The sequence below is a fragment of the Kitasatospora sp. NPDC057595 genome (assembly GCF_042800875.1).
Classification (GTDB): domain Bacteria; phylum Actinomycetota; class Actinomycetes; order Streptomycetales; family Streptomycetaceae; genus Kitasatospora.
In genome coordinates this window covers 134,372-148,965 of sequence record NZ_JBHVGL010000012.1, presented here as the reverse complement: position 1 = coordinate 148,965, position 14,594 = coordinate 134,372, and the positions used below count along the sequence as shown (strand labels likewise).

Below are 14,594 nucleotides of genomic sequence, written 5' to 3'. Positions count from 1 at the left end.
CGCGCCCCCCCTCTTTGGGCGCGGAACCCGTCGGCCCCCCGGGCGCCCCCCCGGACGGCCGCTCCCATGTTCTCGCGCGCCCCCCCGGGGGGGGGGGGGGGGGCGCCGCCCCCCCCCCCCCCCCCCCACGCCCGTGGTTCGGGGAGGTTCAGGACTTCCCGACGGTCGCCGTGAGGGCAGCGGTCGTGATCACCCAGAGGAGGACGGGGAGGGCCACGGCGAGGGCGGGTGACAGCGGCAACCGCACGAGGCCCGTGCAACCGAAGATGCCCAGGGCGGGCATGGGATCAGGATTCGCCGACGGCCCGCCGCAGGGAAGCGGCGGGCCCCCGGGACGGTGCTGTTTCAGACGTCGCAGTTCGCGGCGGAGTCCGGACGGACGGCGTCAGATGGGCAGGTTCCAGCCCGGCCCGGCCTCGGTGCCGAGCCAGACCCGCTGGCCGGCGGCCGAGACCGTGATCCCGAACCGTTCCTGGTGCGGCTCGTTGGCGGCCTGCCAGCGCTGCACGGCCCGTTCCACCCGGTCCCACAGGCGGACGGGACCGCGTTGGACGACTGTCCACCCACCGTCAGGGTTGGGCGTGGTCCGCGCCTGCGAACCGGTGGCCACGTCCCAGAGGATCTGTTCGGCTCCCGCTCCCATGCGCTCGGCCGAGGGAGCCGCGAGCTGCGCGATCCAACCTCCGGTCCAGTTGTCGAGCTTCGCGGGGTCGATCTGACTCGGACGCTCCTCCCCGGGCAGCAGGGCCAGCGTCGCGCGGGGCGGCCGGTCGTGCGGCCGGGCGATCATGAAGCTCGTGTACCCGGGGAGGAACCGGCCCGCGGCCTCTCCGGGGCCGGTCACGTCGAGCAGCGCGAGGGCGTTGGCGTAGCTCCACCCGGAGAGGGTGGCCAGGATTTTCCCGCCGGGCTTCACCTGGTGCAGCCAAGGCATGGGAATGTACCGGACCGAGCACGTGGCAATGAGCCTGTCGTACGGCCCATCCTGTGGGGCGCCGCGCAGCCCGTCACCGATGAATAGCCGGGGCGCGAACCCGGCCGCCTTGAGCGCCGTGGCGGCAGCCCCGCCGACCACCGGGTCGTACTCGATGCTGGTCAGGTTGGCGTCCCCGAGGCGGTGCGCGCCGAGGGCGGTCGAGTACCCGGTTCCGGTGCCGATCTCCAGCACCCGGTGACCGGCCTCCGTGCCGAGCTGCTGCCACATCCGCAGCACCAGGGACGGCAAGGTGGACGACGACGACGGGGAGCCGGTCACGGCGTCCTCGGTCACGTCGTCGGGCCTGACCCGCCCGTCCAGTTGGGTGATCAGCGTCTGGTCGGAGTAGACACCCTCCAGCCACCCGGGCTCGCCTTCGCGGACGGGTCGGTAGCTGGTGGGCAGGGTGCCCGCCACCGGAAGAAAGTAGGACCCCGTGAACAGCTCGCGGGGAACCGCGGCGGCCGCGCTGCGCCACTCGGGTCCGGTGAGGGTGCCGTCCTCGGCGAGGCTTTCCGTCAGGGCGCTGCGCAACTGAGCCGATGTGCTCACGTGTCGGGGCCTTTCTCCAGTTGGTCGGCAAGAGCTTGGGCGATGGCGGTGGTGGTATGCGCCGGCTGCCACGCCCATTGGCCGTTCGGGTGTCGGGTAGGACCCTGGCCTCTCGACCAGAGTCCCCCCTCAGAACCGGACGTGCGACTCTCACCGCATCCGGCTCAAGCAGACCACTAGGGCCGAACATTGGCTCTCCTTGGGCCGTGGGAATGGTCGGCCGCATGATGCTGCCGGTGGCATTCCGCGTGGATCAGCACGAGGTTGGACGGGTCATCAGAGCCGCCTTGTGACCGGTAAGTGAGATGGTGGGCGTTCACTGTCCGGCGCTTCGCTTCGAACCAGGACGCCCATTCACGGACGTGCTCCGGTTCGTAACCAGCACCTTAAATCAAGTCCAGCCCACACAGCGGGCACAGACCCTTCTGCCTTGCCGCCAGGTAAACGTTCTTGCCTTCTACCTGTGGATACGGCCGCTTCCGGATCCGCCCGGCCCAGTATTCGTCCAGCTCGGGGTCATCTTTGGATGCCCTTCCCTTTACCAGGGTATGCCGGACGATCTTGGTCCAAGCGAACTTGTGCAGGAACTTCCCTGTCTCATCATCCCCGAACACGTGGCGGTCTTCACTCCAAGGGGCACGCTTCCCGAAATACTTGGTCTTGATCCAGCCCCAAGACTTCATCGGATGCCTGCGCCTTGACCACCTGTACATGCGTTCCCACATGTACCCATCCAGACGAGAGAACGTCTCCGAGGAGACGACCCCCCTGTAGTAGGTGGCCCATCCCTTGACGACCGGGTTCAGCTCATTGATTACCACGGTCGTCGGCGCAGAGCGCAGACGTACCGTGATCTCCTTGACCTTTTTCCGGATGCGTCTCACAGCGTCGTTGCTCGGCTTGATCAGCGTCTTATCGTTCGGGTACCGCCGGATGTTGAACCCAAGGAAGTCGAACCCTTCCCGGAGACTGACCACGCGGGTCTTGTCCTCGTTCAGGGCCAAGCCCCTCGGCTCCAGCCAGGCGGCCAGACGATCCTTCACTGCCAGCGCTTCCGATTCTGTGGTGCAGAACACCACGAAGTCATCCGCGTACCGAACCAACATGGGCATCTTCGCCGTCATGGCGGGCGACCTATCGTCTCGATACCCCGCTGCCTCAAACATTCCGTGTAGCGCAATGTTCATCAGCAACGGACTGATTACACCGCCTTTTGGAGTTCCCTCCTCGGTCGGTGCGAACCTTCCGTGCTCCATCACGCCAGCCTTCAGCCAACCGTGGATCGCCCTGATTGCAGGGAAATCCCCGATGACCCCCATCAGGTGGTCATGGTTGATCCGGTCAAACGCGCTCGCCAGATCAGCGTCTAGAACCCACCGCCGACGACTCTTTCCGGAGATGATCGAAAAGATCGCTCCGATGGCGTCGTGGCAGCTTCGCCCCGGACGGAAGCCGTAGCTTCGCCCTTCAAAACGCGCTTCCCATTGGGGTTCCAGGGCGTTTTTCACCCTGGCCTGTTGGGCTCGGTCCCGGATGACCGGGATACCGAGTGGCCTTGTCTTTCCGTTGGCCTTCGGAATGTGTGTGCGGCGCACCGGCCTGACTCCGTCCGCCGGGTCTTCGGCGAGTGACCTCACCAACCGACCCCGTTCCGACGGCGTCAGCGCCAGTTCCCCGTCAATGCCGGGGGTGCGCCTTCCCAAGCTTCGCTGCGTCACTCTCCGCACGCTGGAAAGCGTGTTGGAGCGGGACCGCAGCATGAGCTTCTGGAGGTTACGGACCTTCTTCGGGTCCCCCTCCTGTTCGGCCTTGAAGATGCGTTGGCGCAGTCGCCTCACGTTCCGCTCTGTCTCGGCCCAGTCAATGCTGTGCCAGAACTTCGCGTCGTCCAGGGTTTCAGTCCCCGGAGAGGCATCCTGCGCTTCACGCTCGCTGCTCATTCCGCCTTCACCTCCGGTATCTACATCCGTCCTGGTTAGGGGTCATGCCCGCTGCTTCTCCAAAGGTCCACCTGTCCCGCGTCAGCTACCTTTCGGTTCCGGACATCGGTCCGGTATCTGCCGGGTTATGGGCGGCGGCCGAGGCGCCGTAGTCCCGCCGGTTCCCCTGGGCTTGTCGCCCTAGCAGCATTCGCTTCTCGGGACATCCTGTTCCCGCAAGGGGATTCACCTTCGTTACCTCCGGCTTACCAGCCCTGGTGGGCTGGACCCTTACGGGGTTTCCCTGTTCCACAAGATCTAGATGCGACCCGCGAGGGTGCCCCCTATAACCCGGGACAGCGGTGATCACACACGGGGTAATGCAGGGTCCCGCGCCGCTTCGGGCATCGCAGCCCGTTGTCCTGTACCGCCGACTACTCACCATTGACGCGGCTTTCCTTCACGAGTCCTCACGGGGGGTTCGCTTGCGCTCACCCTTCGGGTCTTCCCCTTGCCCTGTGGCCGGCGATGGCCCGCCAGCCCTTGGGGCTTATCTGTCAGGCGGCTTGGCACCCACCGGTTACCCAGCGAGCACCCGCCCTAGGGGATCGGCCTCATTGATCACTTGGCCGAAGCAGGTCCATTCCTCCTGGACCTGCCGCTAGATCTTGCGACTTCAGGTCGCACTGCACTCAAGGAAGTACCAGTCACCCGCAGGGGTCACAGAGAAGTCGAACGCGCCGTAATGCAAACGGAGTTCGGCGAGATAGGACGCGACCGCACGTGCGACCGACGCGGGTACCTCGATCGGTGTGCACCTCATCAGGTCTTGACGGTAGCGCCAGTCGAGATCGGGGCTGTCGATCCGGACTCCGAACAGTCGGCCGCCCACGGCGGTCACCCGCACGTCGAACGCCTTGTCCACCTTGGCTTGGAACATGTGGGGGCAGACGGACACGGCGTCGGTGATCTCGGCCGCGCTCACCGACCGAACCCACACGCTGTGCGGCTGATCGTCCACGCGGTAGAGCGTGTTCCACACCGGCTTGTAGACCACTCCGCCGGACTGCTGGGCGGCGAACGTCCTTGCTTCGTAGGGGTCGTCGGTGATCACCGTGCTGGGCACCAGGAACCCGCAGCGCTGCGCGGTCGAGAGCTGCGCGGGCTTGAACTCGGCGGCCCGGTTGTTCCAGGGGTGATTCACGTAGTGCGCGCCAGGCAGTGACGCGAGCATGCCCCCGGCGCCCCACAGGGCCTGTTCTGCGGCGAACCGGCGGTCCTGGCCGGTCAACTCCGGCGGCCCCTCGTAGGGCGAGGGCCTGCGCACCCACACGGACCGAATCCGCGTGGTGTCGATCTCCCGGCTCGCCGTGCGTAGGGTGCCCCGCTGGTCGCCCGTGCGGTACGTGGCGGTCAGCGAGGCACCCGCGTGCAGGTCGGTGCCGGGGTCGAGACGGACCACGGGAACCCGGCGCTCGGCGAGAAGCCGCAACACCATGTCCGCTGTCACGTCGTAGGGGTTGGTCAGCACCAGCACCAACCTGCTGTCGCGCATCAGCCGGAACTCTGGTCCTGGTCGTACGACTCGGTGGTGTCGGAATCGGTCGCGCCACCTGGGCCGGACCCGTCACCCGGGGTGGTCGTGGTGGGCGTCAGGCCGCTCGTGCTGGTGCCGTGACCGCCCATCTCGATGGTGCGGCCGTGCTCGTCCACGAACACGGCGACCTGCGTCTCGGGGTCGATGGTGGGCAGGTACTTCGGGACCGGGACGGTGGCCGTGAACGGCCCCATGCGGGTGGTACCCCACGGTGCGGTTGCCATCTGTGCTGCGCTCCAATTCGCTGGTGGTACTGACGGGATCAACAGCTCGACCAGGTGTCCGGGTTGTGCGATCCCGGCCGAGGTGGAACACCCGCCTCGGCGGGTCGCCCCGTTCTGTAGTCGGTTCGCTACCAGGAGTACTCCCCGTGGTGCGGGGTCAGCAACTGTTCAAGGCGTATCAATCCGTCGGCCAAGCCGTCCAGCTGTCTCTTGTCGGCAGGCGTGGCGTTTGAGTGCCGGGAACGCAGAATGGCCCGCCGCGGGGGAGCGGCGGGCCAGCGTGGTGGTGGCTCAGATGTCGTAGCCTGCGGCGAAGTTCACGAACGCCTTCCAGGCGGCGGGGTCGAAGGTGAGCTGGGGGCCGGTCTTGTCTTTGGAGTCGCGGACGTGGACGGTGCCGGGGGTCTCGGCGACTTCGATGCACGCGGCGCCCTCGTTGCTGCTGTGACTGCTCTTGAACCAGGCCAGGTCGGTCATGGGTTCAGGATGCGCCGACGGCCCGACGCTGGGGAAGCGGCGGGCCGTCGGTGGGGTGGTGTTTCAGACGTCGGCGTTCGCGGCGAAGGACACGAACGCCTTCCAGGCGGCCGGCTCGAAGGCCAGCTGGGGGCCGCTCTTGTCCTTGGAGTCACGGACGTGGACGGTGCCGGGGGTCTCGGCGACCTCGACGCACTGGGCGTCCTCGTTGCTGCTGTAGCTGCTCTTGAACCACGCGAGTTCGGCCATGACTACCGCTCTCCCAGAATCTTCTCGATCAGGGTCAGGGACTCCTTCATGGTGAGTGCCTGGCCCCTGAGGGTGCCGTACCGTGCAGCCATCTTACGGACCTCGACCGGGTCGGTGATGAGCCTGTTGATGTGCTGGACTGCCACGTACGCGATCTGCGCGCGACCGTTGGGAGTGAGTAGGGTGAACGACCCTCCCATGCCTGCGTTCTCGGTGCGATCGAGGGGCATGACCTGCAACTCCAGGCCACGGACCTCAGCGACCTTGAGCAGGTGGTGCAGTTGGGCTTGGTGGACGTCCCAGCCACCCAGCGGGCGGCGCAGCGCGCTCTCGTCGATCACCCAGCTCATGAGCGGCAGCGGCCAGCGGCTCAGGATCTCCTGCCGCGCCATGCGCGCGGCCACCCACTCGTCGACCTGCTCGACCGAGAGCCAGGGCCGACGCATGTTGAACAGGGCCCGCGCGTGCGCCTCGGTCTGCAGCAGTCCGGGAATGTACAGGCTGCTGTACTCGTGGATCTCGATCGCCTTCGACTCCTCCTGCGTGAAGGCCTTGGAGAACGCGGGGTGTCGCTCACTCACCCGGATCTTCGCCTTCATCACGTCGTCCGCGATGAGCTTCAGCGCCCCGCCCGCGCCCACCGCGTCGTCCACCTTCGTCAGGATCTCGACTCTCGGCGTCCGCTTCCCCCGCTCGACCGCGCCGAGCATGTCCTCGCTGTAGCCGATGATGTCGGCCAGTTCCCGCTGCGTCAGTCCCGCCCGCTCGCGGAACATCTTCATCAACTTCCCCACCGCGCTGTAGAACTCGGCCACCCCGTCCGAGTTCTCCGCCGTCTCCCCGTCGTCGAAGACCGTGCGCTCGACGCCACTCACCATGGGAATCACCCCTGCTCACACGTGTATGCGACCGAATGATCCGGGCCGCCCCGACCGGCCGACCCTCCGCGTCCGGACAAGCACGCTCCGTGCCCGCCGGACTCGTGGTCAGCGTACGTCCGGGCCGCCACGATTTTCTCCATGACGACCGAAATCCCGCTCGACAACCCCCGCCGTCACACCATCACACTCGACGCCACGCCCAAAGGTGCCTGCCTCTGCCGCAAAGTGACGAGACGCCAACTCGCCCTCTGGGGAGTCGATTCCGCGTTCGGTGAGCCGTTCCACTCCGCTCTGATCATCGTTGCGGAGCTGGCGTCGAACGCGATCAGGCACGGTCGCGTTGCGGGGCGCGGATTCGAGCTGCACCTCCGTCTCACCACCCTTGTGCGCCGGGGCGCCACCCTCCGGATCGAGGTCTCGGACTGCCGGGGCGACCGCCTGCCCGTCCTCCCGGTCCTGCCGACCGCCCGCAGCGCCTCGGATGCCCAGTCCGGCCGGGGCCTGGTGCTGATCGACGCCCTCGCCGACCGTTGGGGCACCGTTCCCCGCCACCCCAACGCCAAGACCGTCTGGGCCGAACTCGACCTCACCGATGCCCGCTGAACCCCGCGATAGCGCACCGCCGCCCGCCGTCGCCGGCGGCGCCGCGCTCTGCACCGTGCTCCCGTTCGTGCTGCTCCTCGCCCTCCTGGCGTGGGCCTACCCCCTCACCACCCGCCACCACGGCGACCACCGCCACCCCGCCCCCCGTCCCGCCACCTCCACCGCCACACCGCCTCGTTGACCCCGACGGAGGACGACGAACGGGCCGCCCGGCCGTGGTTGGCTGGGCGGCCCGGGCGCTGTGGGACGAGGGGTCAGGACGTGACGGTGGGGAGCTTGGCCGTCAGGGCGGTGGGCACCCGGACCACGTCGGAGAAGCTGAGCTTGCCCGGGCCGAAGTCGGCCTCGGTGAGGGCCTTCTTGCCGCCGCCGGCCACGACCTGCCAGACGGTGGTGCTGTCCGGCGACACGAGCAGGGTGCCGTCGGCCGGAGCGGTCCTGGCAGCCGCGCCGGCCATCCAGGCGCCGGGCACGCCCATCAGGGGGCGCTGGTCGTAGCCGAACGCGGTGTAGTCGGCGGGGGTGAGCGGGACGGCCTGACCGCCGGCCATCACGTAGACGCTGGGGTCGGCGTTGTTGACGTTCTTGACGACGGTGCCGTTCGGGAGCGGCTTGGCGGCGGCGCCGGCCAGCCAGGTCTCGGGCACGCCCAGCAGGGGCTGGGTGCTGTAGCCGTTGGCGGTCCACTCGTCGGCGGAGATGGGCAGCGCACTGCCGTTGATCATCACGTAGCGGCTCGGGTCGCCGAGGGACTGGCCGGCGAGGACGGTGCCGGTGGGCACGGTGGTGGCGACCGCGGAGGCGAGGAAGGCGCCGGGAACGCCCATGTCGGCGCGGGTGTTGTAGCCGTCGGCGGTCCACTCGCCGCCGGAGATGGGCAGGGCGGCGCCGCGGACGACGACGTACCGGGCGGTGCCGCCCGCCTGGTCGTGGATCACCAGGCCGGTGGGCAGGGTGGCGGCGACCGCGGAGGCGAGGAAGCTGCTCGGCACGCCCATGTCGGGGCGCTTGTCGTAGCCGGCGGCCGTCCAGTCGGCGCCGGAGATGGGCAGGGCGGCGCCGGCGACGACGACGTAGCGGGAGTTGCCGCTGCCCTGGTCGTGGACGACGGTGCCCTCCGGCGGGTTGGTGGGCAGGGCGTTGAAGCGGGCGTCGTCGACCAGGACGACCTTGTTCAGGTCGTAGCCGTCCGCGGCGACGTCGGAGCCGGTCACCGGCAGGCCGGCGCCGCTGACGAGGACCTTGACGGTCGGCCCGTTGGGCGACTTGACCAGGGTGCCGGCGGGCAGGGTGGCCGGGTCGGGGTAGCCCGTGGTGGCCGGGTAGGGATCGGCGTGGTCGGTGGCCAGGCCGGTACCCGGGCTGCAGTGCGGCCAGGCGCCGGGACCCTGGACGGCGAGGACCTTCTCGGCGATGAGGATCTGCTGCTGCTTGGTGGCCTGGTGGGCGTAGGGGGCGTAGCGGGCGCCGCCGAAGTAGAGCCAGGTGCTCTGGGAGAACTGGAGTCCGCCGTAGTACGGGCCGACGGGGTTGATGGCGCTCCAGTTGCCGGTGCTCTCGCACTGGGCGACCTTGTCCCAGGTGGCGACCGAGGCGGCGGAGGCCTGGCCGGTGCCGAGGGCGACGGGGGCGGCGAGGGCGGCGAGCAGGACGGCGGCGGCGGTGAGCGCGGGCTTCTTGCGGATGGCGGCCATGGTGGCGGGCTCCCCTTCGGGGTGTGCGGCGGGCGGCGTGGCGGCGTGGCGAACGGCGGTGCGAGCGGCAGAAACAGCAGGAGCGGGCGGCGGCCGGCGGGCGGCGGGCGGCGGGGCGGAGCGGGGTGGGTCAGATGGTGACGGTGGGGAGTCCGGCGGTGAGCGCGGTCGGGACCTTCACCACGTCGGCGGGGTTGTAGGAACCGGGGGCGGCGGCCTTCTTGCTGCCGCCGGCCACGACCTGCCAGACGGTGCTGCTGTCGGACGACTGCAGCAGGGTGCCGTCGCTCGGGGCGCTCTTGGCGGCGGCCTGCTGCTCCCAGGTGCCGGGAACGGCACGCAGCGGAGCCTGGTCGTAGCCGTAGCCGGTGAAGTCGGCGGGGGTGAGCGGGACGGCCTTGCCGCCGGCCATCACGTAGACGCTGGAGTCGGTGTTGTCGGCGTTCTTGATCACGGTGCCGTTGGCCAGCGGGCGGGCGGCCTGGGCGGCCTGCCACGCCTCCGGGACGCCCAGGACGGACCGGTTGCCGTAGGTGGTGGCGTACTCGGTGCCGGTCAGGGGCAGCGCCGAGCCGTTGACCATCACGTAGACGCTGGAGTCGGTGCCGGCCTGGCCCTTGATCAGGGTGCCGTCCGGGACGGGCCTGTGGGCGGAGGTGTTGAGCCAGGCGCCGGGCACGCCCAACAGGGGCCGGGTGTTGTAGCCGTCGGCGGTCCACTCGGTGGCGTTGATCGGGACGGCGGTGCCGTTGATCATGACGTAGCGGCTGTTGTCGGTGCCGGCCTGGTCCATCACGACGGTGCCGGAGGAGGGGCTCTTGGTGGCGGCGGTGTTGAGCCAGGTGCCGGGCACGCCCATGAGCGGCCGGAGGCTGTAGTCGGTGTTCTGCCATTCGGCGGCGGAGATCGGCAGGGCGGCGCCGTCGACCATGACGTAGCGGCTGTTGTCGGTGCCGGACTGGTTCATGACGACGGTGCCGGGCGCCAGCTGGCGGGCCGCGGCGTTCTTCAGCCAGTCGGTCGGCACGCCCATGAGGGTCTGCTTGTCGTAGCCGTCGGCGGTCCACTCGGGGGCGCCGATGGGGACGGCCACGCCGTTGATCATGACGTAGCGGCTGTTGTCGGCGCCGGACTGGTCCATCACCACCAGGCCGGTGGAGGGGGTGCTGGCGACGGCGCCCTGCAGCCAGGAGGTGGGAACGCCCAGGTCGGGGCGCTTGTCGTAGCCGTCGGCGGTCCAGTCGCTGCCGGAGATGGTCAGCGCGGCGTTGCCGATGACGACGTAGCGGGAGTTGCCGCCGCCCTGGTCGTGGACGACGGTGCCCGGCGGCGGGACGGTGGGCAGGGCGTTGAACGCGCCGTCGTCGACCGTGACCACCTTGGAGAGGTCGTAGCCGTCGGCGGCGACGTCGGCGCCGGTCACCGGGACGCCGGCGCCGTTGATGATGACCTTGACCGTGGACCCGTTGGGCGACTTGACGAGGGTCCCGGCGGGCAGTGCGGACGGGGCGGTGGTGACGTCCTCGACGATGTGCTTGTAACGCAGGGCCTTGTAGTCCGAGTTGGGGTGGCTGTCGAACTGCGCATCGTTGATCGACTTGTTCGTGACGTGCTTCACCGGGGTCGAGCCGAAGGCGTAGTAGGAGAACCTGGTGTGCGCGGCGTCGTCCCACTTCTCGAAGAGCAGGACGTGGTCCCGGTAGCTGTTGAGGACGTCACCCGCCCGCAGCTCGCTGCGCGGGATCTCGTAGGTCTCGGAATCCTCGATGGCGCGGGTGTCGGCGCTGTAGCCCAGGTGCCAGGCCATGGAGACGTAGCCCGAGCAGTCCTTGCGGTAGTAGCGGCCGCTGGAGTCCGGGAAGCTCGCGTACCAGCTGTAGGACAGCGCGGGGTTCTGGGCCTGGTTGAACCAGTACTGGGCGCGGGAGATGACCTCGGAGCGGCTGATCTGGCCACCGACGGTGGAGGTGGTGGCGGCGTGGGCCGTGGTGGTGGTGAAGGCCGTGACGGCGACCGCGCCGGACGCGGCGATGGAGGCGGCGAGGGCGATGCGGGTGAGCTTGGACAGGGTGGAGGGTGTGGAGGAAGGCACGGTCGTGGCACTCCTGACGGGGTGAAGGAGACGGGCTCTCGCGCTGCGGCGGTGGCCGTGGACGGCGCGGAGGGAGAGGAGGGTGCTGCGTGGGCCGGGCGCCGGACGGCTGCCCTGCAGGAGCAGCGGTCGTGCGCGGCCGGCGGCCGGGCGGGTGTCCGCCGGTGGCCGTGGGACGGCGTCGCGGGCCGGGCGTCAGTCCCAGATGGTGTTCGCCGGCACGACGGCGACGGGCGCGTCCCAGATGGTGTTGGCCGTGACCGCGGTGGCGGGGGAGTCCCAGATGGTGTTGGCGGCGGCCTGGCCGGCCGGCGGCAGGACGGCGGTGAGGGCGAGGGCGGCGACCGCGGCGGCCTTGGTGAGCGGGATGCGGAGCATGATGGCGGAACCTCTCGGCAGTGGTGGCGACGTGAGTGGAGGCACCGGCTTCGCGTCCCGCGGTCGACGCTCGTCCGGTGGCCTCCCGGGCGGTGGGCCCGGCTGCTGATCAATAGCTTCGCCGCAGCTCAGAACGGGTGGAAGGGGTTCTCGCTGGACGAAAACGGCAGTGGACGGATTCGTCCAGCAGGGCCGCTTCCGTCCAGCAGCCGCTCGTAGAACGGGGCGACGAGCGGGGCGTTGACGGAGGACAGCGTCCAGCCGCGCAATGCGGGCAGCACCTCGGCCGTACGGCGGCAGAACGCGGCGACGGTGCACTCGGCGTCCTCCAGGTGTTCGGCGAGCAGGAAGACACCCAGGACGACGCAGTCGCAGCCGTCGTCGCCGTCGGCCGGGTGCACCACGACGTGTTCGATGCGCTCCTGCGGCAGGGCCGCGGCCAGCAGCGCCCGGGCGGCACCGGGCCCGAGCGGGGCGTCCGGCCCCGGGGCGGGGCCGGGTGGCTGGATCCGGGCGTGAATGAGGTACATGGTGGGACTTTGTCGAACCGTCCCCGTTCGGCATAGGCACCCGGGGTGGCCGGATGCGGCCTCTGCCGAAAGTGTCCAGGCCGATTGCCCTGGCCGGTTCGAACGCCTGCATGAGATGATCGCATGCGAATCATCAATCGATGTGACACCGGGGGAACGGGCGTTGCTCACTGCACTGGGGCTTGATGCCGTCTCGGAAGCCGTCTACCGGAGCATGCTCGCGCATCCCTGCGACGGGGTGCGGGCGCTGGCCGAGCGCCTCGGCCAGGACGAGGGGGAGATCCGGCGGTGCCTGGACCTGCTGAGCACGCTGGCGCTGATCCGCCCGTCCTACGAGCGGGCCGGCGAGTTGTGCGCGGTGTCGCCTGAGATCGGCCTGGAACTGCTGATGGCCCGCCAGCAGGCCGAACTGGCCGCCCAGCAGCAGCGGGTCGAGGCGTCCAGGGCCGCGGCGGCGCAGCTGATCGCGGAGTTCGCGGACCTGCGGCCGGACAGCGCGAACGCGGGGGTCGAGCAGTTGGTCGGGCTCGACCGGATCCGGGACCGGATCGCCGCGCTGGCACACGGCCTGACGACCGAGATCATGACCTTCGCGCCCGGTGGCGGGCACAGTCCGGAGAGCATCGACGCCTCGCGTCCGCACGACGAGGCCCTGCTGGCCCGGGGCGTGCGGATGCGCACGGTCTACCAGGACAGTGTGCGCAACAGCCAGCCGACGGTGTCGTACGTGGGGTGGCTGGCGCAGCTGGGCGGGGAGGTGCGCACGGTGCCGGAGCTGCCGACCAGGATGATCATCTTCGACCGGACGACCGCGCTGATCCCGGTGCGGGGTGACGACACCCGGGCGGGTGCGGTGGTGCTGAGCGGGGACGGCACGTTGATGGCGCTGTGCGCGCTGTTCGAGCACGTGTGGACGCAGGCCCAGCCGCTGGGCGCGGCCTCGCCGGCGGCGCCGGAGGAGGGCGGGCTCAGCACCCAGGAGTCGACGGTGGTGCGGCTGCTGGCGCACGGTCTGACGGACGAGGCGATCGCCAAGCGGCTGGGCGTCTCGCCGCGCACCGCGCGGCGGGTGGCGACGGAGCTGATGGAGCGGCTGGGCGCGCGCAGCCGCTTCGAGTTCGGGGTGCGGGCGGTGCAGAACGGCTGGCTTCCCTCACAAGCCCGGTGACGTGGCCGGCCTCCGGTCGGCCGAGGCGCGGGACGGTACCCCTTCGGGAGGACGACGGCGTGCGGCGCGGTCCCACCTCGACCGCCACATCGCCTCGTCGCCCCCGGAGTGGGAAGTCGGAAGCGCCGACTTCCCACTCCGCGTCGTGGAACGCCCGGAGCGCAGGCCCTGAGCGCGCCCGCCCCGGAGGGCGCCCCGGTCAGACGGTCGTCGGCACGCCCGCGTTGGTGAGGACCTCCCGCGCCGGCAGCGTGACGCTCGCGGCGGCGGTCAGCCCGGTGGCGGCCAGATGGGCGTCCGCGATCCGTAGTCCGGCCGCGTACCCGGCGAAGTCCGGCAGCCCGACCGGCTCGCAGCCCAGGATCCGCGCCGTCGCGTCACCGTGCACGTACGGAGGCAGGTTCGCCATCCCGGCGACGTCGATCCCGGCGGTGACCTTCCGGTAGGCGCGTTCCAGCTCCTCGCCGGTCAGCGTCGTGGCCCACGGGCCCATGGCCTGCTCCCCGGCCAGCTCCCGGACGAAGGCCTCGGCCAGGCCCTCGGCGACGACCTGCTCGCCGACGGTGACGGTCATCGGATTCCAGGCCACGTTGGCGTAGCGCACGTTGTGGTGGAGCTCGTGGGCCGCCGCGTAGCCGATCTTGGCCAGGGCGGTCTCGGTGGGCCACATGACCAGCTGGATCGCGCCCGGGATCCCGCCCATGCCGAGGTAGCCGCTGCTGCGGACGGTCAGGTGCTCGTCGTCGGGGTCGCCGAGCACCAGGACGACGTGCACGGTGGCGGCGTGCGCGACGCCGGGCACCGCGCCGTCGATCCGCTCCCACGCGGCGGCGAGCGTCTCCTCGACCCGCTGCCAGACGCCCGCCCCGCGCATCCGCCGCACGGCGGGCAGGTACCGGTCGTCCTCCCGGTCGAGCCGGCAGCCGCCGCCCAGGCGCTCGTGCATCCCGACCAGGTCGACCTCGCCCATCACCGCGCTCATCGCGCCCTCCACTGGACGGTACAACTCCCTCAGGGCGTCCCTGCGTTCGGCCACCGGGCGCCGGAACATCGCGAGCATCCCGCTCGCCGTGTCATGAACGATGATCTTCATGACTCCGGACGCTAGATCCTCCCGTCGCGTGAGGGTCAACAGGCTCGGTGGGAGCGCGGGGGCGGGCCCTCCTAGAAAACTCGGATACCGGGTGTCGACCGGACACGGACAAACTGGGGGCCGATCGGGCCGGCCCGCTCCTCTTCCCGCACCAGTCGATC

The 14,594-nt window shown here is 69.9% G+C and carries 16 protein-coding genes; 3 read left to right on the top strand and 13 right to left on the bottom strand.

Features of this window, described 5'->3' with window-relative positions:
- Window positions 1–385: 385 nt before the first annotated feature.
- The 8 genes from tgmC to ACFU9E_RS19655 all read right to left on the bottom strand — a co-directional run bounded on the left by tgmC (window position 386) and on the right by ACFU9E_RS19655 (window position 6,872).
- Window positions 386–1,528 carry an ATP-grasp peptide maturase system methyltransferase gene (gene tgmC / locus ACFU9E_RS19690; protein WP_380688214.1) on the bottom strand — a complete coding sequence of 381 codons (1,143 nt, stop codon included), beginning with the start codon at window positions 1,526–1,528 and terminating at the stop codon, window positions 386–388.
- 176 nt (window positions 1,529–1,704) lie between these two features.
- A complete protein-coding gene (locus ACFU9E_RS19685; RefSeq protein ID WP_380688212.1) occupies window positions 1,705–1,848 on the bottom strand; it encodes an HNH endonuclease in 144 nt (47 codons plus the stop codon).
- Between the two features lie 66 nt (window positions 1,849–1,914).
- On the bottom strand, window positions 1,915–3,468 hold the full coding sequence (gene ltrA, locus ACFU9E_RS19680; RefSeq protein ID WP_380688210.1) for a group II intron reverse transcriptase/maturase: 1,554 nt from the start codon (window positions 3,466–3,468) through the stop codon (window positions 1,915–1,917).
- Window positions 3,469–4,123: 655 nt separating this feature from the next.
- Window positions 4,124–5,002: an ATP-grasp ribosomal peptide maturase gene (gene tgmB / locus ACFU9E_RS19675; protein ID WP_380688208.1), complete on the bottom strand. Its 879-nt coding sequence runs from the start codon at window positions 5,000–5,002 to the stop codon at window positions 4,124–4,126.
- Window positions 5,002–5,268: a putative ATP-grasp-modified RiPP gene (gene tgmA, locus ACFU9E_RS19670; RefSeq protein WP_380688206.1), complete on the bottom strand. Its 267-nt coding sequence runs from the start codon at window positions 5,266–5,268 to the stop codon at window positions 5,002–5,004. Before tgmA ends, tgmB begins: the two co-directional genes overlap by 1 nt.
- Window positions 5,269–5,559: 291 nt before the next feature.
- Window positions 5,560–5,745 carry a DUF397 domain-containing protein gene (locus ACFU9E_RS19665; protein WP_380688216.1) on the bottom strand — a complete coding sequence of 62 codons (186 nt, stop codon included), beginning with the start codon at window positions 5,743–5,745 and terminating at the stop codon, window positions 5,560–5,562.
- 63 nt (window positions 5,746–5,808) lie between these two features.
- Complete coding sequence (locus ACFU9E_RS19660) at window positions 5,809–5,994, bottom strand: DUF397 domain-containing protein (protein ID WP_380690136.1); 186 nt, start codon at window positions 5,992–5,994, stop codon at window positions 5,809–5,811.
- Window positions 5,995–5,996: 2 nt separating this feature from the next.
- Entirely contained in the window at window positions 5,997–6,872 is an 876-nt protein-coding gene (locus ACFU9E_RS19655) for a helix-turn-helix domain-containing protein (protein WP_380690134.1), read from the bottom strand.
- A 141-nt stretch (window positions 6,873–7,013) separates the two neighbouring features.
- Between ACFU9E_RS19655 and ACFU9E_RS19650 the strand changes: the two genes are divergently transcribed.
- Together ACFU9E_RS19650 and ACFU9E_RS19645 are read left to right on the top strand one after the other, a co-directional pair.
- Complete coding sequence (locus tag ACFU9E_RS19650; protein WP_380690132.1) at window positions 7,014–7,478, top strand: ATP-binding protein; 465 nt, start codon at window positions 7,014–7,016, stop codon at window positions 7,476–7,478.
- Complete coding sequence (locus ACFU9E_RS19645) at window positions 7,468–7,659, top strand: hypothetical protein (RefSeq protein WP_380715204.1); 192 nt, start codon at window positions 7,468–7,470, stop codon at window positions 7,657–7,659. The genes ACFU9E_RS19650 and ACFU9E_RS19645 overlap by 11 nt, the downstream gene beginning before the upstream one ends.
- Window positions 7,660–7,732: 73 nt before the next feature.
- Here ACFU9E_RS19645 and ACFU9E_RS19640 read toward each other — a convergent pair whose 3' ends face one another.
- The 4 genes from ACFU9E_RS19640 to ACFU9E_RS19625 all read right to left on the bottom strand — a co-directional run bounded on the left by ACFU9E_RS19640 (window position 7,733) and on the right by ACFU9E_RS19625 (window position 12,172).
- On the bottom strand, window positions 7,733–9,172 hold the full coding sequence (locus ACFU9E_RS19640; protein ID WP_380690224.1) for a transglycosylase family protein: 1,440 nt from the start codon (window positions 9,170–9,172) through the stop codon (window positions 7,733–7,735).
- Window positions 9,173–9,302: 130 nt separating this feature from the next.
- A complete protein-coding gene (locus ACFU9E_RS19635; RefSeq protein WP_380687770.1) occupies window positions 9,303–11,264 on the bottom strand; it encodes a hypothetical protein in 1,962 nt (653 codons plus the stop codon).
- 195 nt (window positions 11,265–11,459) lie between these two features.
- A complete protein-coding gene (locus ACFU9E_RS19630) occupies window positions 11,460–11,642 on the bottom strand; it encodes a hypothetical protein (RefSeq protein WP_380687772.1) in 183 nt (60 codons plus the stop codon).
- Between the two features lie 128 nt (window positions 11,643–11,770).
- Entirely contained in the window at window positions 11,771–12,172 is a 402-nt protein-coding gene (locus ACFU9E_RS19625; RefSeq protein WP_380687774.1) for a hypothetical protein, read from the bottom strand.
- Window positions 12,173–12,335: 163 nt separating this feature from the next.
- Between ACFU9E_RS19625 and ACFU9E_RS19620 the strand changes: the two genes are divergently transcribed.
- Window positions 12,336–13,340, top strand: coding sequence for a LuxR C-terminal-related transcriptional regulator (locus ACFU9E_RS19620; protein ID WP_380687776.1), 1,005 nt, complete (start codon window positions 12,336–12,338; stop codon window positions 13,338–13,340).
- A gap of 199 nt (window positions 13,341–13,539) precedes the next feature.
- Here the strand turns inward: ACFU9E_RS19620 and ACFU9E_RS19615 are convergent, their stop codons facing one another.
- Window positions 13,540–14,433 (bottom strand): DUF2268 domain-containing protein, encoded by an 894-nt coding sequence (locus ACFU9E_RS19615; RefSeq protein WP_380687778.1) that lies wholly within the window; start codon window positions 14,431–14,433, stop codon window positions 13,540–13,542.
- Between the last annotated feature and the right edge of the window lie 161 nt (window positions 14,434–14,594).